This is a genomic window from Streptomyces sp. NPDC048255 (genome assembly GCF_040652415.1).
Classification (GTDB): domain Bacteria; phylum Actinomycetota; class Actinomycetes; order Streptomycetales; family Streptomycetaceae; genus Streptomyces.
Window position 1 is genome coordinate 19,028 of sequence record NZ_JBEZMA010000013.1, and the last position, 18,987, is coordinate 38,014.

At 71.5% G+C, this 18,987-nt stretch carries 22 protein-coding genes; 12 read left to right on the forward strand and 10 right to left on the reverse strand.

The window, feature by feature from the left end; all coding sequences use genetic code 11:
* The first annotated feature begins 236 nt into the window (after nucleotides 1-236).
* Nucleotides 237-443, forward strand: a complete 207-nt coding sequence (locus AB0D94_RS13455; RefSeq protein ID WP_030009783.1) for a cold-shock protein — start codon at nucleotides 237-239, stop codon at nucleotides 441-443.
* A 343-nt stretch (nucleotides 444-786) separates the two neighbouring features.
* Nucleotides 787-2,409 (forward strand): chaperonin GroEL, encoded by a 1,623-nt coding sequence (groL, locus tag AB0D94_RS13460; RefSeq protein ID WP_266935216.1) that lies wholly within the window; start codon nucleotides 787-789, stop codon nucleotides 2,407-2,409.
* 91 nt (nucleotides 2,410-2,500) lie between these two features.
* Here the strand turns inward: groL and AB0D94_RS13465 are convergent, their stop codons facing one another.
* The gene (locus AB0D94_RS13465) at nucleotides 2,501-2,836 is read right to left on the reverse strand and encodes a helix-turn-helix domain-containing protein (protein ID WP_362050417.1); all 336 of its coding nucleotides are present in this window, start codon (nucleotides 2,834-2,836) and stop codon (nucleotides 2,501-2,503) included.
* Nucleotides 2,837-2,853: 17 nt separating this feature from the next.
* Nucleotides 2,854-3,426, reverse strand: coding sequence for a Uma2 family endonuclease (locus tag AB0D94_RS13470; protein WP_362050771.1), 573 nt, complete (start codon nucleotides 3,424-3,426; stop codon nucleotides 2,854-2,856).
* Between the two features lie 144 nt (nucleotides 3,427-3,570).
* Between AB0D94_RS13470 and AB0D94_RS13475 the strand changes: the two genes are divergently transcribed.
* Nucleotides 3,571-4,188, forward strand: a complete 618-nt coding sequence (locus tag AB0D94_RS13475; RefSeq protein ID WP_362050420.1) for a phosphoribosylanthranilate isomerase — start codon at nucleotides 3,571-3,573, stop codon at nucleotides 4,186-4,188.
* A 69-nt stretch (nucleotides 4,189-4,257) separates the two neighbouring features.
* Nucleotides 4,258-4,998 (forward strand): beta-glucanase, encoded by a 741-nt coding sequence (locus AB0D94_RS13480; RefSeq protein WP_362050423.1) that lies wholly within the window; start codon nucleotides 4,258-4,260, stop codon nucleotides 4,996-4,998.
* A gap of 388 nt (nucleotides 4,999-5,386) precedes the next feature.
* Here the strand turns inward: AB0D94_RS13480 and AB0D94_RS13485 are convergent, their stop codons facing one another.
* Entirely contained in the window at nucleotides 5,387-5,725 is a 339-nt protein-coding gene (locus tag AB0D94_RS13485) for a protease inhibitor I9 family protein (protein ID WP_362050426.1), read from the reverse strand.
* Nucleotides 5,726-6,089: 364 nt separating this feature from the next.
* Between AB0D94_RS13485 and AB0D94_RS13490 the strand changes: the two genes are divergently transcribed.
* Both AB0D94_RS13490 and AB0D94_RS13495 read left to right on the forward strand, forming a co-directional pair.
* Nucleotides 6,090-7,280, forward strand: a complete 1,191-nt coding sequence (locus tag AB0D94_RS13490; RefSeq protein ID WP_362050429.1) for a S8 family serine peptidase — start codon at nucleotides 6,090-6,092, stop codon at nucleotides 7,278-7,280.
* 315 nt (nucleotides 7,281-7,595) lie between these two features.
* Entirely contained in the window at nucleotides 7,596-8,783 is a 1,188-nt protein-coding gene (locus AB0D94_RS13495) for a S8 family peptidase (protein ID WP_362050432.1), read from the forward strand.
* A 4-nt stretch (nucleotides 8,784-8,787) separates the two neighbouring features.
* Here the strand turns inward: AB0D94_RS13495 and AB0D94_RS13500 are convergent, their stop codons facing one another.
* The gene (locus AB0D94_RS13500) at nucleotides 8,788-9,042 is read right to left on the reverse strand and encodes a DUF397 domain-containing protein (RefSeq protein WP_362050435.1); all 255 of its coding nucleotides are present in this window, start codon (nucleotides 9,040-9,042) and stop codon (nucleotides 8,788-8,790) included.
* Nucleotides 9,026-9,865, reverse strand: coding sequence for a helix-turn-helix transcriptional regulator (locus AB0D94_RS13505; RefSeq protein ID WP_362050438.1), 840 nt, complete (start codon nucleotides 9,863-9,865; stop codon nucleotides 9,026-9,028). The genes AB0D94_RS13500 and AB0D94_RS13505 overlap by 17 nt, the downstream gene beginning before the upstream one ends.
* Before the next feature lie 115 nt (nucleotides 9,866-9,980).
* Between AB0D94_RS13505 and AB0D94_RS13510 the strand changes: the two genes are divergently transcribed.
* The gene (locus tag AB0D94_RS13510) at nucleotides 9,981-10,202 is read left to right on the forward strand and encodes a hypothetical protein (protein ID WP_362050441.1); all 222 of its coding nucleotides are present in this window, start codon (nucleotides 9,981-9,983) and stop codon (nucleotides 10,200-10,202) included.
* A complete protein-coding gene (locus tag AB0D94_RS13515) occupies nucleotides 10,199-10,714 on the forward strand; it encodes an amidase (RefSeq protein WP_362050444.1) in 516 nt (171 codons plus the stop codon). Before AB0D94_RS13510 ends, AB0D94_RS13515 begins: the two co-directional genes overlap by 4 nt.
* 33 nt (nucleotides 10,715-10,747) lie before the next feature.
* On the opposite strand, the gene AB0D94_RS13520 is transcribed toward AB0D94_RS13515, so the two are convergent.
* The gene (locus AB0D94_RS13520; RefSeq protein WP_362050447.1) at nucleotides 10,748-10,951 is read right to left on the reverse strand and encodes a hypothetical protein; all 204 of its coding nucleotides are present in this window, start codon (nucleotides 10,949-10,951) and stop codon (nucleotides 10,748-10,750) included.
* A 168-nt stretch (nucleotides 10,952-11,119) separates the two neighbouring features.
* Between AB0D94_RS13520 and AB0D94_RS13525 the strand changes: the two genes are divergently transcribed.
* Together AB0D94_RS13525 and AB0D94_RS13530 are read left to right on the forward strand one after the other, a co-directional pair.
* Complete coding sequence (locus tag AB0D94_RS13525; RefSeq protein WP_362050450.1) at nucleotides 11,120-12,496, forward strand: hypothetical protein; 1,377 nt, start codon at nucleotides 11,120-11,122, stop codon at nucleotides 12,494-12,496.
* A gap of 89 nt (nucleotides 12,497-12,585) precedes the next feature.
* Nucleotides 12,586-12,954, forward strand: coding sequence for a hypothetical protein (locus AB0D94_RS13530; protein ID WP_362050453.1), 369 nt, complete (start codon nucleotides 12,586-12,588; stop codon nucleotides 12,952-12,954).
* 67 nt (nucleotides 12,955-13,021) lie between these two features.
* Here the strand turns inward: AB0D94_RS13530 and AB0D94_RS13535 are convergent, their stop codons facing one another.
* The 3 genes from AB0D94_RS13535 to AB0D94_RS13545 form a co-directional block, all read right to left on the reverse strand.
* Nucleotides 13,022-14,566, reverse strand: coding sequence for a PTS transporter subunit EIIC (locus AB0D94_RS13535; protein ID WP_362050456.1), 1,545 nt, complete (start codon nucleotides 14,564-14,566; stop codon nucleotides 13,022-13,024).
* A 37-nt stretch (nucleotides 14,567-14,603) separates the two neighbouring features.
* A complete protein-coding gene (gene murQ / locus AB0D94_RS13540) occupies nucleotides 14,604-15,542 on the reverse strand; it encodes an N-acetylmuramic acid 6-phosphate etherase (RefSeq protein ID WP_362050459.1) in 939 nt (312 codons plus the stop codon).
* A 171-nt stretch (nucleotides 15,543-15,713) separates the two neighbouring features.
* Nucleotides 15,714-16,568 carry a MurR/RpiR family transcriptional regulator gene (locus AB0D94_RS13545; RefSeq protein ID WP_362050774.1) on the reverse strand — a complete coding sequence of 285 codons (855 nt, stop codon included), beginning with the start codon at nucleotides 16,566-16,568 and terminating at the stop codon, nucleotides 15,714-15,716.
* A gap of 486 nt (nucleotides 16,569-17,054) precedes the next feature.
* Between AB0D94_RS13545 and AB0D94_RS13550 the strand changes: the two genes are divergently transcribed.
* Nucleotides 17,055-17,426 (forward strand): hypothetical protein, encoded by a 372-nt coding sequence (locus tag AB0D94_RS13550; protein WP_362050462.1) that lies wholly within the window; start codon nucleotides 17,055-17,057, stop codon nucleotides 17,424-17,426.
* On the forward strand, nucleotides 17,423-17,692 hold the full coding sequence (locus AB0D94_RS13555; RefSeq protein ID WP_362050465.1) for a DUF4031 domain-containing protein: 270 nt from the start codon (nucleotides 17,423-17,425) through the stop codon (nucleotides 17,690-17,692). The genes AB0D94_RS13550 and AB0D94_RS13555 overlap by 4 nt, the downstream gene beginning before the upstream one ends.
* A 65-nt stretch (nucleotides 17,693-17,757) precedes the next feature.
* Here the strand turns inward: AB0D94_RS13555 and AB0D94_RS13560 are convergent, their stop codons facing one another.
* Nucleotides 17,758-18,972 (reverse strand): Cmx/CmrA family chloramphenicol efflux MFS transporter, encoded by a 1,215-nt coding sequence (locus tag AB0D94_RS13560; RefSeq protein ID WP_362050777.1) that lies wholly within the window; start codon nucleotides 18,970-18,972, stop codon nucleotides 17,758-17,760.
* Between the last annotated feature and the right edge of the window lie 15 nt (nucleotides 18,973-18,987).

Sequence of the window (18,987 nt, forward strand, 5' to 3'; positions counted from 1 at the left end):
TGCAAGTGCGGTATGGGGCTTTGGCGCAATATGCCTGGCCCGAGTTGCCCTGCGATATGCCAAATTTTCACTCTTTTTCAATGTTTCTGGGTGTCCAGAATTCTCGTCGGATTGACCTGTTGCAGACAGCACTCGCGCAGATACATTCAGCCTCGGTCGACGCGTTCCGACGCAAGTGATGACCCGGGAGCGCGAAGTGCGTTCCTGCGCAAGGGCCAGTAATAGGGGAGTTAGGCATGGCTCAGGGCACCGTCAAGTGGTTCAACGCGGAGAAGGGCTACGGCTTCATCGCGGTCGACGGTGGTGCGGATGTGTTCGTCCACTACAGCGCCATCCAGATGGACGGGTACCGCACCCTTGAAGAGGGTCAGCGGGTCGAGTTCGAGATCTCGCAGGGCCAGAAGGGTCCGCAGGCGGACATGGTCAAGCTCGCACTCGGCTAGTCCTGGCGCGATCGACCGCCCACGCACTGTGTTCTACGTTCCACACACGCACGAGGGGCCCACATCCTGGACACGGGATGCGGGCCCCTCGTGCGTCGTGGCCTGACGACCCGTGTCCCGCCTGTGTCTTCACCGGGCGTTGCCCGAAGCCGCTTGCACTCGCGGGGGTCGAGTGCTAATCATTGGCGTTAGCACTCTCCAAGTGAGAGTGCTACCAAACGAGGACCGGGTCGGTGAGGCCCGCAGGGTCCGGCGGGAAGGAACCGCCGGGCACGCAGGCCGTCCGTCGCGGGCGCGGGCGCGGTCCGGAGCAATCCACCCCTGTCCGGGAGGACCACTTCAGATGGCCAAGATCATTGCGTTCGACGAGGAGGCCCGGCGCGGTCTCGAGCGTGGGATGAACCAGCTCGCCGACGCCGTCAAGGTCACCCTTGGCCCCAAGGGTCGCAACGTCGTCCTTGAGAAGAAGTGGGGCGCCCCCACGATCACCAACGATGGTGTCTCCATCGCCAAGGAGATCGAGCTCGAGGACCCGTACGAGAAGATCGGCGCCGAGCTGGTCAAGGAAGTCGCCAAGAAGACGGACGACGTCGCCGGCGACGGTACGACCACCGCCACCGTGCTCGCCCAGGCGCTCGTCCGCGAGGGCCTGCGCAACGTAGCCGCCGGCGCCAACCCGATGGCCCTCAAGCGTGGTATCGAGAAGGCCGTCGAGGCCGTCTCCGCCGCCCTGCTCGCCCAGGCCAAGGATGTCGAGACCAAGGAGCAGATCGCTTCCACGGCCTCCATCTCCGCCGCCGACACCCAGATCGGCGAGCTCATCGCCGAGGCCATGGACAAGGTCGGCAAGGAAGGCGTCATCACCGTCGAGGAGTCCCAGACCTTCGGTCTGGAGCTTGAGCTCACCGAGGGCATGCGCTTCGACAAGGGCTACATCTCGGCGTACTTCGCCACCGACATGGAGCGTATGGAGGCGTCGCTCGACGACCCGTACATCCTGATCGTCAACTCCAAGATCGGCTCGGTCAAGGACCTGCTGCCGCTCCTGGAGAAGGTCATGCAGTCCGGCAAGCCGCTGCTGATCATCGCCGAGGACGTCGAGGGCGAGGCCCTGTCGACCCTGGTCGTCAACAAGATCCGTGGCACCTTCAAGTCCGTCGCCGTCAAGGCCCCGGGCTTCGGTGACCGCCGCAAGGCCATGCTCGGCGACATCGCCATCCTCACCGGTGGCACCGTCATCTCCGAGGAGGTCGGCCTCAAGCTGGAGAACGCCGGTCTCGACCTGCTCGGCCGCGCCCGCAAGGTCGTCATCACCAAGGACGAGACCACGATCGTCGACGGTTCGGGCGACAGCGACCAGGTCCAGGGTCGCGTCAACCAGATCCGCGCCGAGATCGAGAACTCCGACTCGGACTACGACCGCGAGAAGCTCCAGGAGCGCCTCGCGAAGCTGGCCGGCGGCGTGGCCGTCATCAAGGCCGGTGCCGCGACCGAGGTCGAGCTCAAGGAGCGCAAGCACCGCATCGAGGACGCCGTTCGCAACGCGAAGGCGGCCGTCGAGGAGGGCATCGTCGCCGGTGGTGGCGTGGCCCTGCTCCAGGCCTCCTCGGTCTTCGAGAAGCTCGACCTGTCGGGTGACGAGGCGACCGGCGCCAACGCCGTGAAGCTCGCGCTCGAGGCCCCGCTGAAGCAGATCGCCGTCAACGGTGGTCTCGAGGGTGGCGTCGTCGTGGAGAAGGTCCGCAACCTCACCGTGGGCTGGGGCCTGAACGCCGCGACCGGCGAGTACGTGGACATGATCGCCGAGGGCATCATCGACCCGGCGAAGGTCACCCGCTCCGCCCTGCAGAACGCGGCGTCCATCGCGGCCCTCTTCCTCACCACCGAGGCCGTCATCGCCGACAAGCCCGAGAAGGCCGGTGCCCCCGCGGGCGGCGGCATGCCGGGCGGTGACATGGACTTCTGATCGGCCCCTGGCTGATCGGCTGTTCTCGAACCGAGGGCGGCACCCTCTCCTGACGGAGGGGGTGCCGCCCTCGGGCGTTCGCGGGGCCGTCTCAGGCGGCGGGGCGCGCGACGAAGACGACCTCTTCGTGGTCCGCGCCCAGGGCGATGTTCAAGGACGCGTCCAGGGCGTGCGCGAGGCGGCGCAGCAGGGGAAGCGTGGGCACCGCGTCCGCCCCCTCCACCCGGGAGATCTTCGCCTGCGTGAGCCCGGCCCGCGCCGCCAGCTCGGCTTGGGAGAGCCCCAGCGCCTTGCGCCGGTCGTAGATGGCCTTCGCGAAGGCCATCGCCAGCCGGATCTCCGCCCGCTCGGCTTCGACCTCGGCGGACTCGCGGTAGCCCTGCGCGGCCTTCCGCTCCCGGTCCAGCTTCCAGCGGGTGTGGTTCATGAGGGGTGGCCCGCCGTTCAGAACGTGGTGTCGAGGGCGCAGTCGAAGGGTGCCGGGACGTGCAGTGCCTCGCCGAAGGACACCGTCGTCCGGGAGCGGTAGCCGTGCGGGGACGGGTCGTGGAAGCAGGTGATCTCCGCGTCCTGCATGTCGACGACCAGGTAGACGGGGACGAGCCGGCCGTAGACGTCCAGCTTCTCGTTCCAGTCCGCGTCCTTCGTGGAGACGGACGTGAACTCGGCGACCAGCGACAGGGCCGTCCCGTCCGCGTGGCGGCCGTCCGCGTCGAAGGCGGATTCGTCCGCGACGAAGAGGTCGGGGCCGTACGCGCGGCCGGCCTCCGGGAACTGGAAGAGGACCGGTGAAGTCTCGACAATGTGCCCCGCCGGTGCTTTGGCCTCCAGCTGCCGGCGCAGTGCGCGCATGGGGCGGACGTCACGCAGCTTGGACCACGGTGACACGACGATCTTCCCCCGGATGAGCTCGGCCTTGAAGCCGTCTGGCGTGTTCAGCTCCTCGACGGTGCGCAGGAGGTCCTCGAAGGTCGGAGGCGCCGACAGCGTGTCTATGGGGGTGGCCCGCTCGGTCATGGTGGTCACCGTCATTTCCTCCGCATGGCGTGCTGTGCGTGCTGTGCTGAGCCCGTGCCCCACCAGGCTAGTGCCGGGGCGGGGTGCGTGCCCGGTTGTTGGGACGGGGCGGCGGTCGGGGGGCGGGTTTGGTTGACTCGGGGCATGAGTGAGAGCAGTGGACCCTTCGTCAAGATCTGCGGGCTGAAGACCGCCCACGACGTCGACGTGGCCGTGGAGGCCGGGGCCGATGCCGTCGGGTTCGTCTTCGCGCCCGGCAGCCCGCGGACCGTCGGGGCCGGCCTGGCCCGGGAGCTGGCCGGGCGGGTGCCGGCCGGGGTGCTGACCGTCGGGGTGTTCCGGGGGCAGCCGGTGGCGGAGGTGCGGCGCTTCGCGGAGGAGAGCGGCGTGCGCGGCGTACAGCTGCACGGGGAGGAGGGGCCCGAGTACTACGAGGAGCTGCGCGCCCCCGGCCGGACCCTGCTGCGGGCCACCGCCGAGCACGTCGAGCGCTGCGGGGAGTACGGCGAGGACCTGCTGCTCCTGGACGCCCCCGACCCCGGCTCCGGCAAGCCCTGGAACTGGGGCTCGGCGGAGTTCACCGCGCCGCGGGGCCACTGGCTGCTGGCGGGCGGGCTGACCCCGGAGAACGTCGGCGAGGCCCTGCGGACCACCGGCGCCTGGGGCGTGGACGTGTCCAGCGGGGTCGAACGGGAGCGCGGGGTGAAGTCCCCCGAGCTGATCCGCGCCTTCGTGCGCGCGGCGCACGCCTCCGCCCACTGAACGCAGTCGTGCGATGACCCAGAGCGATAACCGGAGGTTGGGCCGGTTCCCGCCGGGCACAGCACAGGCATGGTCTCGGAAACGCTCGGATGGCTGCGGCGCCTGACCCGCCGCCTCTCCCCACGGACCGGCGGGGGCCCGGCGCCGTTCAGGCCCCGCCGCGCCCCCGTCTTCACCGCCGACTTCGCCTCGTCCGACCAGTGGGTCGCCGGCCGCTCCTGGGCCTATCCCGACGGCGGCCCGGTCAACCCGGGGGACAACAAGCTCGACCACCTCGTCGCCGACCCCGCCTACAGCCGCGGCGGCGTCTTCCGGGCGACGCTGCGCCCCGACGGCAACTGGGACGCCGGGCTGCTCACCACCGAGGGCAGCGAGGAGGGCTTCATGGTGCGCACCGGCGACGTGCTGGAGGCGCGGGTCAAGCTGCCGGTGGAGACGGGCGCCTGGCCCGCGATCTGGACCTGGCGGGACGGCGGCCAGGAGATCGACGTCTTCGAGTACCACCCCGACAACCCGGATCTGCTGGAGCTGTCCAACCACGTCCGCGAGGCGCACCGCTACCACCGCGACCCGTCGGTGCGGGCCGGTGCCTGGGTGGACCTGAAGTGCGAGTTCGGCCGCAACTCGGTCGTCTGGTGGGTCAACGGCGCGCGGGTGTTCAGCGACCGGAGGGGTGTGGGCCGCGGCTGGCACGCGTACCTCATCGTCAACCTCTCGGTGTCCGCCGGGAGATACCACCCGGCGCCGGCCCCGGGACAGACGGAGATGTCCTACGAGGTCTCACAGCTGCGCGTGTACCGGGAGGACTGAACGGGGGCGTGGGCCCGGACCTCGGCCCTGGACCCGGACCTCGGCCCTGGACCCGGACCTCGGCCCTGGACCCGGACCTCGGCCCTGGACCCGGACCTCGGCCCTGGACCCGGACCGGCCCGGGCCTAGGCCGGGGCCTGAGCGGAGCGGCGTCCAGTGCTGGGACCCGGTCCGGGCGACGGTCCCGGTGCTGCCGTGAGGTTCTGACCGGCCCTCAGGTGGGGTTGAGCGGGCGGATGCCGGTGCCCTCGTACAAGTCCGGATCGAGCGACAGCACGGTGACGGGCTCACCTGTCTTCGCGGCCTGCCAGGCAATGGCGGCCGGGTGCGTGACGGCCCAGTCGGTACGGGGCCAGGAGACTGACCCGCCGACGGCGCCGACCTGCCCTCAGAAGATCCCGGAGCCGGACGCCGTGCCGTCCTGCTCGATGGACTCCACGACCGCGGTGGCCCGTAGGGACTCGACCTGCTCGGGGGAGAGGCGGGCGGCGAAGCCGTTCGACGCGTCGCGGTAGACGTGCAGCGGGGTGATCCCGTAGGCGTCCGCGACGGCGGCCGGGTCGAGGCCGCGGTGCACGGTGACGATGTACGTGGGGTGGTCGGCGGCGGCCGAGCGGGACACAGGCCCGTGCGCGGCGGCGGCGGTGGCCGCGGACACGGGCAGGGCGGCTACGGCGGCCAGTACGGCGACGGCCAGGGGCAGGGCTCGGCTCAGACGGTTGCGCATGGGGCGAGGTCATCACGCGCGTCCGTGCTGGTCAACGACGTGCGGGGGTGTGGCGGGGGCACGGGGAGCGCACCGGCTGTGCGCCCCCTGATGTGGGTGAGGGCCGTACGGGTGATCTTGTCGCGGCGGCCACGGACCGTACGGCCGGGGCGCGCCCTTGACGCCGCAGGGGGATGACCCTTTCTGCAGCTTGTGCGACAGGGGGCGCTGACGGCCCGGCCGGACGATCGGCCAGGTGGGGCCGGTGGTTCAAGCCGTTTCGAGGTGGCACCGATGGAGGTGAGGGCCGCCTCCGCAGGAGCACTCGTTGCCGCGGGGGCGGCTCAACCATGCAGACCCTCCACCCCGTCAGGGAGTTCCTTCCATGCGCCTGCTCGCACGTCTGGCCACCGCCGCCCTCATCGCGTCGCTCGTCCCGGTCGCCGCCGGTACCGCGTCCTCGTCCGCCGCGGCCCCGGAGCCCACCCCGGCGCCGCTGCTCACCGCCGCCAACCCGGTGCCCGGCCAGTACATCGTGACCCTGGAGAAGGGGCAGGACGCGGCGGCTGTCGCGAAGAAGCTGGGCCTGAAGCCGTCCTTTGTCTACACCTCGGCGATGAGCGGCTTCGCGGTCCCGCTGACCCCGCTGCAGCTGACGATCGTCCGCAACAGCCTGGGGGTGAAGACGGTCGAGGAGGACGCCTCGGTCCAGTCCGTGCCGAAGAAGACCGCCCCGGGGGCGATGCGGGCCCCGTCGAGCACGTGGGGCCTGGACCGGATCGACCAGGAGAAGCTGCCGCTCGACAACAGCTTCACCGTCAACGGCACCGGCGCCGGGGTGACCGCGTACATCCTCGACACCGGGATCGAATACGGGCACGACGAGTTCGGCGGGCGTGCCACGTTCGGCTTCGACGCCATCAACGACGGTCGCAACGGCGCGGACTGCAACGGCCACGGCACGCACGTCGCGGGCACGGTGGCGGGCAGGGCGTACGGGGTGGCGGGCAAGGCGAACCTGGTCAGCGTCCGCGTCCTGGGCTGCGACGGCAGGGGCACGTGGTCGGGGATCATCGCCGGCATGGACTGGGTGGCCAGGAACGCCAAGCAGCCGGCCGTCCTCAACGGCTCGCTGGGCGGCGACAAGGCGGACGCGGTCAACAACGCCGCCACCGCCCTCTCCGACGCGGGTGTGCTGCCCGTGGTCGCGGCGGGCAACGACGCGAGGGACGCCTGCAACGTCTCGCCGGCGTCCGCCCCGCGCGTGCTGACGGTGGCCGCGAGCAACGAGTGGGACGAGGAGACCGACTTCTCCAACTACGGCCCGTGCGTCTCCCTCTACGCCCCCGGCCAGGCCATCGTCTCCGCGAAGCTCGGCGGCGGCAGCGTGGCCCTCGACGGCACGTCGATGGCCTCGCCGCACGTCGCCGGTGTCGCCGCCCTCTACAAGGAGGCGCACCCCAGTGCGGACCCGGGGGAGATCGCCGAGTTCCTGGACGACCAGTCGACCAAGGACGTGCTGAACAGCATCAGCAGGACCAGCCCGAACAAGCTGCTGTTCACCGGCGGTCTCTGACCTGACCGGCGTACGGGCGCCCGGTGTCGGAGTGCCGCAGTGCCGTCAGGCACCCGGCCCGGGCCACCCGTACGGGTGAACTTTCCGCAGTCTTTCCCCGGGACGAGGCCCCGTACGAGAGCCCGGAATGACCTTTCTGCACCATGCGTGACAGGCCTCCCGCAGCAGCGCCGCACGATCGGCCAGGCGGAGGGGGCGGCTCAAGTCTCCGACGGGAGCAACCCGATGAAGGAAGGGGCCGCCCCCAGGAGGCATACGCCGGAGACGGGCGCGGCTCATCCACGCCGATCCACAGCACTTCAGGGAGTTCCCTTCATGCGTCTGCTTGCCGCGCGCCTGACGACAGCCGCTCTCCTCACGCTGACCTCCGTGGGGGCCGCCACCGCCTCCGCCGACACGCCGGAGCCGACCCCGGCGCCGCTGCTCACCTCAGCAAACGCCATCCCCGGCAGCTACATCGTGACCCTCGCGAAGGGCATCGACCCGACGAACTTCGCGAGAGAGGTGGGGGTGCAGCCGAAGTTCACCTACACCCAGGCGCTCAACGGCTTCGCCACGACCCTCACGGAGAACCAGCTGAGGGCCGCCCGGGTCACGCGCGGCGTGGTGTCCGTGGAACAGGACGCGACGGTGACCGCCCCACCGGTACCCGCCACGGGGGCCGGCACCAAGGCGCCCGCCAACTCCTGGGGGCTGGACCGGATCGACCAGCGGCGCCTGCCGCTCGACAACGACTTCAGCGCCTTCGGAAGCGGCCAGGGCGTCACCGCTTACATCCTCGACACCGGCATCGACTTCAGTCACCCCGAGTTCCGCGACGGCCGTGCGCGGCCCGGCTTCGACGCGATCGGGGACGGGCGCAACGGCCAGGACTGCAACGGCCACGGCACGCACGTCGCGGGCACGGTCGGCGGCACGAACTACGGGGTGGCGCGCAAGTCGAGCCTGGTCAGCGTCCGCGTCCTCGGGTGCGACGGCAGGGGCTCCTGGTCCGGGATCATCGCGGGCTTCGACTGGGTGGCCCAGAACGCCCGGCAGCCCGCCGTCCTGAACGCCTCCCTGGGCGGTGACAGGTCCGTCGCGGTGAACGCCGCCGCCACCAACGTGTCCGACCGGGGCGTGCTGCCGGTCATCGCGGCGGGCAACTCGAACATCGACGCCTGCACGGTCTCGCCCGCCTCCGCCCTCCGCGTGTTGACGGTCGGCGCGACCGACCGCTACGACCAGGAGACCGACTTCTCGAACTGGGGCACCTGCCTCGACATCTACGCCCCCGGAAAGCAGATCATCTCCGCGAGGCTGGGCGGCGGCAGCGTGGCCCTGGACGGTACGTCCATGGCCGCGCCGCACGTCGCCGGAGTGGCCGCCCTCTACAAGGCCGAGCACCCCAACGCGCTGCCGGCCGAGGTGGCGGACTTCCTGGACGACGTGTCCACCAAGGACATCGTCCAGAACCTCAGCGACAACAGCCCGAACAAGCTGCTGTACACCGACGGCCTCTGATCCCTCAGAGCGCCGCGACGAAGGTCGCCCAGGCCCGTGCGTGGAACACCACGTGCGGGCCTTCGGGCTGCTTGGAGTCCCGTACGGGGACGAGGTCGGGGTGGCCGTCGGCGACTTCGAGGCAGTCGCCGCCGCTGCCGCCGCTGTGGGTGGACTTTCGCCAGGTGGCCATCTCCACGCAGCTGCCACCGCTGCCGTCGCTGTAGCTGGACTTATGCCAGCTGGCCGCCGACAGATCGTAATCAGGCTGCTGCTTCACGTTCGTACCCCTCCGCCACGGACTCGATCAGGGCCAGCGATTGTGCGGGAGGCAGCGCACCGGCCGTGAGGAGATCGTAGGTCAGGAAGTGTCGGGAGACTGTGCCTGGATCGTCGAACAGCTGGCCCGTTCCGTTGCCTTGAACATAGGCGAGGGTGGGAGCATCCTCGAACGAGAGCAGCTGGAGTGAACCGCCCATGGCCGCATGGGCTCCCATGTGGAACGGGATTACCTGGATGATGACCCGGCGCGCCCGGACCAGAGCCGTGATGTGGCTCAGAGCCTCTGCCATCACGGCCGGCCCCCCGACCTCGCAGCGCAGTACTGCCTCGCCGAAGACAGCCCAAAACAAGGGGGATGTTGGATCATTGAGAAGGGCCGAACGGTCCAGTCGGTTCGTGACCAGTTCATCGATTTCCTGCTCTGGTGCCGTCGGCTGGTAGGCGCGACAGACGGTCCGCGCGTATGGCTCCGTCTGGAGCAGACCGGGGATGGTCAGCGGCGCGAACTCCCTGATCGCCTTCGCCAGACCTTCGGCCTCGGCCGCCGCCGCGAAGTGATCCGGGTACTTGGACTTGGCCGCCGCCCCGCAGTTGCGGGTGAAGAAGCCGTCCGTGTGCAGGATGTCGTCTATCTGGCGCGCGAAGTCGAGGTGCATGCGACGCGTGCCCGCCTCCAGTTGGCCGATGAACGAGCCGCTGACGAAGAGCGGTTCGCCCAACTCGGCCTGGCTGAGGCCCGCGCGTTCGCGCGCTACGCGGAGTTCCGCGCCGAGCATGGCGCGGGGTGACGAAGAAGGGTCGAGGTTCTTTTTGGCTGTCATGCCAACTCCCTGAGCAACATGCGGGGGTGTTGCGGATCCGCACTTGAAAGGCTAGCGAGCGCGTCGCCACTCTGTGTGAAGAAGCTGAATACTCAGAGTAGAAAGGTGACATGTCATGGTGCTCACTCCACAGGAGCGCATGCGAGCGGCCGAGGAGGCCGTCTCCCAGCTGAGGGATTCCCTGGCCGGGGTGGGGGTGCTGTTCCCCTCGCTCGACGTGGAGCGGGTCTCCGCCGCCGGTTCGTACGGGCTGCCGCTGGTCGACCTCGGCCGCTGCAACCTGGACACCGCGCTCCGGCTGGCAGCCGTCCTGCACGAGCGGGCGGCGCGCGCGTGAACGAGGCGGTCGAGGCCGCGGAGTTCGCCTTCGAGCTCGGCTGGAAGCTGCGCGGCCTGGAGACGGCCCTCGCCCCGCGCGGGGCGCCCGGGCCCACGGCGGGGGATCCGCAGCCGCCTCCGCCGCCCGGCTGGCATCGGTTCACGCTGGTGCACTGGCCGGTGGGCGGGTATCCGGGGTTCGACGACCCCTGCTACGACGGGCTCAAGGCGGCCCCGCCGGCCGGGTGCCGGGTGGAGGACTTCGGCGGGTGCCTGGGGCTGAGGTGCGAGCGGCCCGGCGGGCGGCTGCTGGACGCGGTCGCGGACCTGTGCGCGGAGATCCGTACGGGGCACGGGCTGCTGATGACCGGCCTCGGCATCGACAAGCTGTGGGAGTGGTCCGAGGACGGTACGGACGGCTGGGGAGCCGAGATCGTCGGGCAGCTGATGCTGATGGCCGCCGAGCGCGGGCCGAGGCTCGGCTACAGCGCCGATGACCTGGTGCGGTTCCTGCGTACCACCGCCGGCTGAGTCGTCTGTTTCGGGAAGCGAGTGCGGCAGCGGTCAGGTCGCGGTGATGGCTTCGCCGTCGTACTCGCCGTCTACGCAGGTCCACAGGCCGGTGGTGGAGTCGTACTCCACGCTTCCGCCCTTCTCCACGCACACCGGTCCGGTGATGGCGGGTACGGCGGCCTGCGCCACGGGGACCGCGGCGCCGAGCGCGGCCAGTGTCAGGGCGGCGACGAACCCGAGAATTCGTGTACGCATGGGAACTCCTCCTGGGAGCGAGCGACGCCACTGCGCGAATGCGCCGATGCGTCAAGGCGCCAATTACCAGCTTCGCCCTGCGTCGCGCCGCGCGCACCCTGACGGGCAGGCGCCCTTGCCGTGTGCGCTCGGGAGGCGGCTCCGGGTGAGAAGCGGCAGGCTGGAGTCATGGCGAATACGCCCGTGGTGACCGTGGGCGCGCCTGATGATCTCGGCTTGCGGAAGGTTGTGATCGACGGCCGGTCCGTGGGCAAGGTCTGGTCCGAGAAGGAACTGCGCAAGCTCCTGGGCCATGAAGGTGTGTCATGCGGTCACCCCATCCGATGGCTCGGCGAGGGCAGCAAGGTCTGGCCGGATCGAACGTGGCGGCGCAGGACGATCGGCTTCTTCATGGTGGTCGGCCTCCTCGCGACCGCGTATCCGCTCTTCCAGATCGGGGTGTCGGACAGTGGCGACGCCCTCACCTACGGCGGACGCATCGCGGGAGTCACCATGCTCGTGGTGGCCGGAGTGGAGCTGGTTGCCGCCGGGGCCGCTGTCGACTACTGGGGCAAGCGGCGATGGCGTTACTCGGGTGTGGCCGTTCTGGCCGGAGTCGTGATCTCCCTCCTCAGCAGCGTGTCCCTTCTCGTGCTGCAGATCGGCGAGCGTTTCACCAGCTACACGGTGAAGGGGCTGGCCCTCGGCGTCTGGGCTGTGGTGGCCCTGTCCCGACTCGTCAAATACCGGGCGTGGGAGGGCCTCCGCTATCCCAAGACGATCGCGATCGGGGTGATCGTCTCCACGGTGCTCGCCGGCGCCAACCTGGCGTATTCGCAGATCTATCTGCCCTATGTGACGACTCCTCTGATCCTGAGCGGGGCGGAGTTCAAGGAGTCGAACATGCAAAAGCCCGGGGCGCCCATGTATGTGACGGTCCATCTGTACGCGAAGAACGCCGGCAAGGTTCCCGTCTACGTCCTCGGCAGCATCTTTTGGGTCCACGGCGGGCCTGCGACCCCGCCCGCCGTGAAGACCAGCGACTACCACTTGATCTACGACGGCGAGTTCGTCACGCCGGTGGGCCACGTGCTGAATCCGGGGGACGAGGTGGCCCAGGACGCGGTCGTCGAGATCAAGGATCCCGGGAAGCAGCGCTATGAGGCGATCAGGGCCCAGACCGAGGTGTACGTGATCAGGAAGGACAGGATGACCATGGCCGCTGATTACGAGAGTTCCGGGTTGGGGGGCGAGAGGCTCAAGAAGGCGGCCGAGGAAGGGGATCCGGCCGGGGCGGTATTCAGGCATCGATCCGCGATCGAGAACAGCAGTGAAATTCTGAACATGGCCCGCGGCCAGCAGCGCATCACCGTGTGGCGGGTCCAGAGCGGCGGATGGCCGCGCATCGATGTGGATGTGTCACCACCGGGTGAACGGATCGTCTTCGACCCCCTGAACCCCTTGGCGAACAAAGACGCCATCGACCGGTACGGGCTCACGCGGGTGCGTGGCTCCACGGCGCAGACGCCGTACCCGGAGCTCCTGGAGAAGGCCAGCTCCCCCTAGGGAGGGCGGCGGGGCAACCCGGGGGGCGGGACCGACGTCTTCGCGGGGGACGGTGCGCACGAGGCGCGCCGGTACGGGGAGGCGCGGGAATGTCCGAACGGGACGCGGCGGTGCGGGAGATGGTGGACGACGGCGCGGCGCGGCCCGAGACGGCGGTGCAGCCGGCCGGGACGGCGGTGCAGCCGACCGCGGCGGCAGAGGTCTCGTACGCGGACAGCCTGCCCGCGCTGGTACTGCTCGTGCCCGCCACGTTGCTGGTGCGGCACCTGGGGGAGCACGGCTGGGCGTACTGGACCGCTGCCGTGCTCGGCGTGCTCGGCGTGCTGGCGTCCGGGGTCGGGATCGCCGCCGCGGTCGGCAGCCTGCGGCGGGGGCGGCGCAGGCTCCTCGCCGTGTACACCGTCGTCGCGCTGCTGGCCGCCTGCTTCGCCCTGGCGGTCCGGCTGTTCGGGAGCTGAGCGGTCGCGGCGACGGCTTCGGCGGGGAGCCCGATGAGGACGGGACCCCCGTCCGTCTTCCGGGCGGTCAGGTCAGGGCCGGTTCCCTGGCGGGTTCGGTGGCCGGGGCCGGGTCGGGGTCGGCGTTGAGGTCGGCGAGCATCTGGTGGGTGAAGCCGAAGAAGTAGGTGGCGACGAAGCCCACCAGGTAGCCGACGCCCAGGCCGCCCACGTAGACGGTGAGGCTGGCGGCCAGGCCCGAGGTGCCGTCCAGCAGGGGGAACAGGGCCCAGCCCGAGGGGCCGATGGCGGTGGAGCCGAAGGCGACGCCGAGCTGGTGGGCGAGGCCGACGAAGGCGCCGCCGGCCGCGCCGCCGATGCAGGCGGTGACGAAGGGGCGGCCCAGGGGCAGGGAGACCCCGTAGATGAGCGGTTCGCCGATGCCCAGGAACCCGGCGGGGAGCGCGGACTTGACGGTGGCGCGGATCGAGGCGTTGCGCGGGAGCCGGTAGTAGACGGCGATGGCCGCACCGACCTGGCCCGCGCCCGCCATGGCGAGGATGGGCAGCAGGACGGTGTAGCCGGACTGCTCGATGAGCGTGGTGTGGATGGGGATGAGGGCCTGGTGCAGGCCGAGCATCACCAGGGGGAGGAAGAGGCCGCCCAGCACCAGGCCGGCGAAGGCGCCGCCGGTGGCGAGGAGCCAGTTGGCGAAGGTGCCGATGGCGGTGGAGACCTCTCCGGCGAGGAACATCAGGCCGAAGAGGGTGACCAGGCCGGTGATCAGGACGGTGAGGGTGGGGGTCACCAGGACGTCCAGGGCCTCCGGGACCCACTTGCGGCACCACTTCTCGACCTGGACGGCGAGGAGCGCGGCCGCCAGTGCGCCCAGTACGCCTCCCTGGCCGGGGGAGAGCGGCTGGCCGAAGGCGTCGATCTTGGCGACGCCCGGGAAGACGATGACGGCGGCGACCGCGCCGCCGAGGATCGGGGTGCCGCCGAACTCCTTGGCCGTGTTGTAGCCGACGAAGACCGCGATCAGCGACATGAAGCCGGAGGCCATGGCGGCGAGGGCGGGTACGACGGCGGGCAGCCAGCCGAGGTTGGCGAGCAGGCCGTTGAGGCCCGCGATGATGCCGCAGCCGATCAGTGCGGGGATCAGGGGGACGAAGACGTTCGCGATGCGGCGCAGGAGCAGTTTGAAGGGCGTCGCGTTCTTCGTCTTCCGGGCCTGCTTCAGCGCAGCGCCCTGGGCGGCGAGTTCGGCCGCGGTGACCGGGTGGGCGGCGTCCGCGGTGCCCGTGGTGTCCGCGGCGTTTGCGGTGTCTGCGGATTCCGTCGATTGCGCGGGGGCCGGGGTGGCCGCGGCCGAGCGGCCCTCCTTGACCAGTGCCTCGAACTCCGGGGTCACCCGGGCTACGGTGCCCGGGCCCAGGACGATCTGGTAGGTGTCGTCCTCGACCACGCCCAGGACCGCGGGCAGGGCCCGCAGGGCCTCGTCCTGGACCAGGCTCCGGTCGCGCAGGGCGATGCGCAGGCGGGTCATGCAGTGCGCGATCGAGGTGACGTTGTCCGGGCCGCCGACCAGGGGAAGGATCGCGGCGGCTGTGGCGCGGTTCTTGTCAGTGGACATGTGGGTCGCCTTGGGGGGTCGGGGTCGGGGGCGTGGGTCAGCTGGCCGGGGTGGCGGGGGCGGCGGCGAGGGCGGCGCGGAGGTGGCCCTGCGCGGCGGCGAGCAGTTCGGCGGCCCGCGGGCCGTCCACCGCGCCGAGGATCACGAGGATCGCGTTCTTGACCTCGCCGCCGGTGGCGGCCAGCGCGGCCTCGATCTCCTCGTCGGGGGCGCCGGTGGCCAGGGCCACGATGCGGCGGGCGCGGGCGTACAGCTTCTCGTTGGAGGAGCGCATGTCGACCATCAGGTTCCCGTACGTCTTCCCGAGCCGGATCATCGTGATCGTCGAGATGAGGTTGAGGACGAGCTTCTGGGCGGTGCCGGCCTTCAGACGGGTGGAGCCGGTGAGCAGCTCGGGCCCGACGACGACCTCGATGCCGTGTTCGGCGGCGGCGCCGAGGGCGGATCCGGCGTTGCAGGACAGGCCGACGGTGAGCGCGCCGCGGGTACGGGCGAACTCGACGGCGCCGATCGCGTACGGGGTGCGGCCGGAGGCGGAGATGGCGACGACGGTGTCCTCGGGCCCGATCCCGAGCGCCGTGAGGTCGTCGGCGGCCAGCTCCTTGGAGTCCTCGGCGCCCTCGACGGCCTTGACCATGGCGGAGGGGCCGCCCGCGATCAGGCCCACGACCTCGGCGGGGTCGGTGTTGAAGGTGGGCGGGCACTCGCTGGCGTCCAGGACGCCCATCCGGCCGGCGGTGCCGGCTCCCGCGTAGACGAGGCGGCCGCCGCGGGCCATGCGGGCGGCGATCGCGTCGATCGCGGCGGCGATCTGTGGGAGGGCTCCGGCGACGGCGGCCGGGACGGTGGCGTCCTCGGCGTTCATGGTGCGGGCGATGTCGAGGGTGGACAGGCGGTCGATCTCGGCGAGTTCCGGGCGGAAGGCCTCGGTGGTGAGCGTTTCCAACTGGGCGCGGAGTTCCGTGTACGGGGGCATGGGCGGCGGGCTCCTTGGCGGGGCGGGCGGTGGCTGTGGCGGGTATTGGGCTGGGCTTCGGGATCGGGGCTCCGCCCCGGACCCCGCGCCTCAAACGCCGGCGGGGCTGGATTTGCCCGGCGGGAGCTGGATTTGGCCTGCCGCGCTGGATCGGACGTCGGACTGGGGCTGTCAGCGGGCGGTGTGGCGGGGGGCGAGGGCTTCGTAGGAGGCGGCGAGGGCGGGTGCGGCGGTGTCGTAGGTCCGCTGGGCCACGCCGACGAACAGGCAGTCGACGACGAGGAGCTGGCTGGTGCGGCTGGACATGGCGGCCGGGCGCAGCCGGGTCTCGCGGGCGGCGGAGGTGGCCAGGACGAGGTCGGCGTAGTGGGAGACGGGGGCGTTGGGGCGGCCGGTGAGGGCGACGGTGGTGGCGCCGCGCTCGAAGGCGGTGCGCAGGGGTTCGATCACGTCGCCCGTGGAGCCGGAGTGGGTGACGGCGACGGCCACGTCGCCGGGGCGCAGCTGGACGGCGCCCGTGACGGCGAGGTGGGGGTCGCTGTGGGCGTGGGCGACGAGGCCGATGCGCAGGAGCTTCTGGGCGAGGTCCTGGCCGACGAGGGCGGAGGCGCCGACGCCGTAGATGTCGATGCGGCGGGCGGTCGCGAGGGCGGTGACGGCGGCGGCGAGCTGGGTGAGGTCGAGTCCGGCGGCGGTGTCGGCGAGGGTCTGGGCCTCCTCGTGGGCCAGTTTGGCGACGACGTCGGCGAGGGGGTCGTCGACGGCTATGTCGACGGTGACGGCCGGGGCGGCGCCGGACTCCTGCTGGGCGGCGAGGGCGGCCAGCGCGAGGCGCAGGTCGCGGTAGCCGGGGTAGCCGAGGAGGCGGGCGGTGCGGACGACGGTGGCCTCGCTGGTGCGGGTGCGCGCGGCGAGGGCGGAGACGGTGAGGCGGGAGCAGCCGGCCGGGTCGGAGGCGACGGCCTCCGCGACGGCCAGCATGGAGCGGGTCATGGAGGGCGCGAGGCCGCGGACGCGGGCGCGCAGCTCGGCGGGCGCCGGCGCCGGCGCGGGCGCCTCGGCCGGCGGGGCGGGCGGGGTGGCCGGGGCCGGCGGGGTGGGTCGCGTGGTGCCCGGGGCCGGGGGCTGGGCCTGCGGGGACGAGGGCCGGCGCGAGGTCGGTCGCGAGGGTGGTGTCGGGGCTTGCGCGGCCGAGGTCGGCGGGGCGGGTGCGTGCGGGGTGCCCGGGGCCGGGGTGTTCCGGGCGGCCTTCGTGGCCGAGGCCGGGGCGGGCGCGTGCGTCGTGCCCGCGGCCGGTGGCGGTGTCGGGGCTTGTGCGGACGAGACCGGGGTCGGGGCGGGGTGCGTCGTGCCCGGGGGCGGGGTGCTCCGCTTGCGCGCGGTGAAAGTTTCTTTCGCGTTCTCGCTCACGCCTGAAACCTATTTTCAGAGGTGGCCGGGCGTCAAGAAGCCATACGTCCCGGTATGGAAGGGACCTTCTCCCGTTGGGCCGTACGGGGTCACAATGGGCGCATGGACCACGCGACCCCCCTGGAACAGGCGCTGCATGTCGCCCGTGCACTTGTTCTCGCCGACCTCGCTGCCGGTGAGGTCGCCGAAGCCGATGTCGTCTCCCTCGTCGAGGACTCGGTCACGCACCGCCGGTGGTGGGTGGAGCAGTGGCCGGAGGGGGTCGACTACCTCGCCGGACTCGTCGCCCAGGACGTGAAGGACGCACTGCTGGAGAAGTACGGGCGCTGGCCGCTGTGCCCGGTCTGCTCGCACGGCGACCCGCACGCGCTGGACGTGGAGCCGGAACTCGGACCCGACCCGCACTGGGTGTGCTCGGAGGCGGGCGTGAAGGTGGCAGCGGTGGGCGCCCTCGGCGCGGTCCTCGGCCGGTGACCCTCTACATCGACCCGCCGACCTGGCCGGGCCACGGCCGCATGTGGTCGCACCTGGTCAGCGACGTCTCGTACGAGGAGCTGCACGCCTTCGCGGCGGGCATAGGCTGCCCGCCGCGCGCCTTCGAACGCGACCACTACGACGTGCCCTCGCACCGGTACGCGGCCGCGGTCGGCGCGGGCGCGGTGGAGATCGGCAGCAAGGAACTCGTCCGCCGCCTCACGCAGGCGGGCCTGCGCCGCCCGAAGGGCCGCCCCTTCCCGTAGGTGCGCCGCCTCCCGTAGGTGCGTGCGGGGCACGGCCCGGGGGCCCTTCCCGCACGCCCGCCGGTTCAGGCGCGCGCGGGCTCCTGTACCGCGGTGGCCGTGTGCGAGGTGATCACGCGGGTCGCGCGGGGCGGCGTACGGCGGTCCAGGCGCAGGGCGACCGCGGTGAGGCCGAGGGCGGCGACGGTCATGGCCGCGCCCGCCCAGGCGGTGGCGGCGTAGCCCAGGCCCGCGTCGATGACCGTGCCGCCCAGCCAGGGGCCGCCGGTGTTGCCGAGGTTGAAGGCGGCCGTGGTGGTGGCGCCCGCCAGGGTCGGGGCCGCGCCGGCGACGTTGAACATGCGGGCGTTGAGCGCCGGGGCGGTGAAGAAGGCGGAGAAGCCGAGCAGGAAGGACAGGGCGATCGCCGCCGCCTGCGCGGAGGCGAGGAGGGCGAGGGCCGTCAGGAAGACCGTCGAGGCGGTGATGCCCCAGAGCAGCACGCCGAACAGGTGCGCGTCGGCCACCCGGCCGCCGAGGGTGGTGCCGGCCAGCGCGCCGATGCCGAAGAGGCCGAGGATCCACGGGACCCACTGGGAGTCCAGCCCCGCCACGTCCGTGAGCAGCGGGGACAGGTAGCTGAAGGCGCAGAAGACGCCGCCCGCGGCCAGGGCCGTGATGACGATGGCCAGCCACACCTGCCGGTCGCGGTAGATGCTCAGCTCCCGCCCGAGCCGGGGCTTCTGCGCGGGCAGCGGGATCTTCGGGACCAGGAAGAGGATGCCGACGAGGGCGACCGCGGAGGCCGCGCCGACCGACCAGAACGCGGAGCGCCAGCCGAGGTGCTCGCCGAGGAAGGCTCCGGCGGGGACGCCGAGGACGTTCGCGATGGACAGGCCGCCGATCATGACGGCCATCGCGCGGGCCCGCTGGTTGCGTTCGACCATGGCGATGGCGACGGCCGCGCCGACGGCCCAGAACCCGGCGCAGGCGAGGGCCGAGACCACGCGGGAGGCGAAGAGGAGCTCGTAGGTGGGGGCCAGCGCGCCCGCGACCTGCCCGAGGCCGAAGAGGCTGATCAGCGAGATCAGGGTGGTGCGGCGCGGCAGCCGCAGGGTGGCCACGGCCAGCAGCGGCGCCCCGACGACCATGCCGATCGCGAAGGCGGATATCAGCAGGCCCGCCTGCGGGATGGTCACGCCCATGTCGTCGGCGATGGGTGGCAGCAGCCCGGACAGCATGAACTCGCTGGTGCCCAGTGCGAAGACGGACAGGCCGAGGACGTAGACGGCGACGGGCATGCGGGGGCGAGCGGC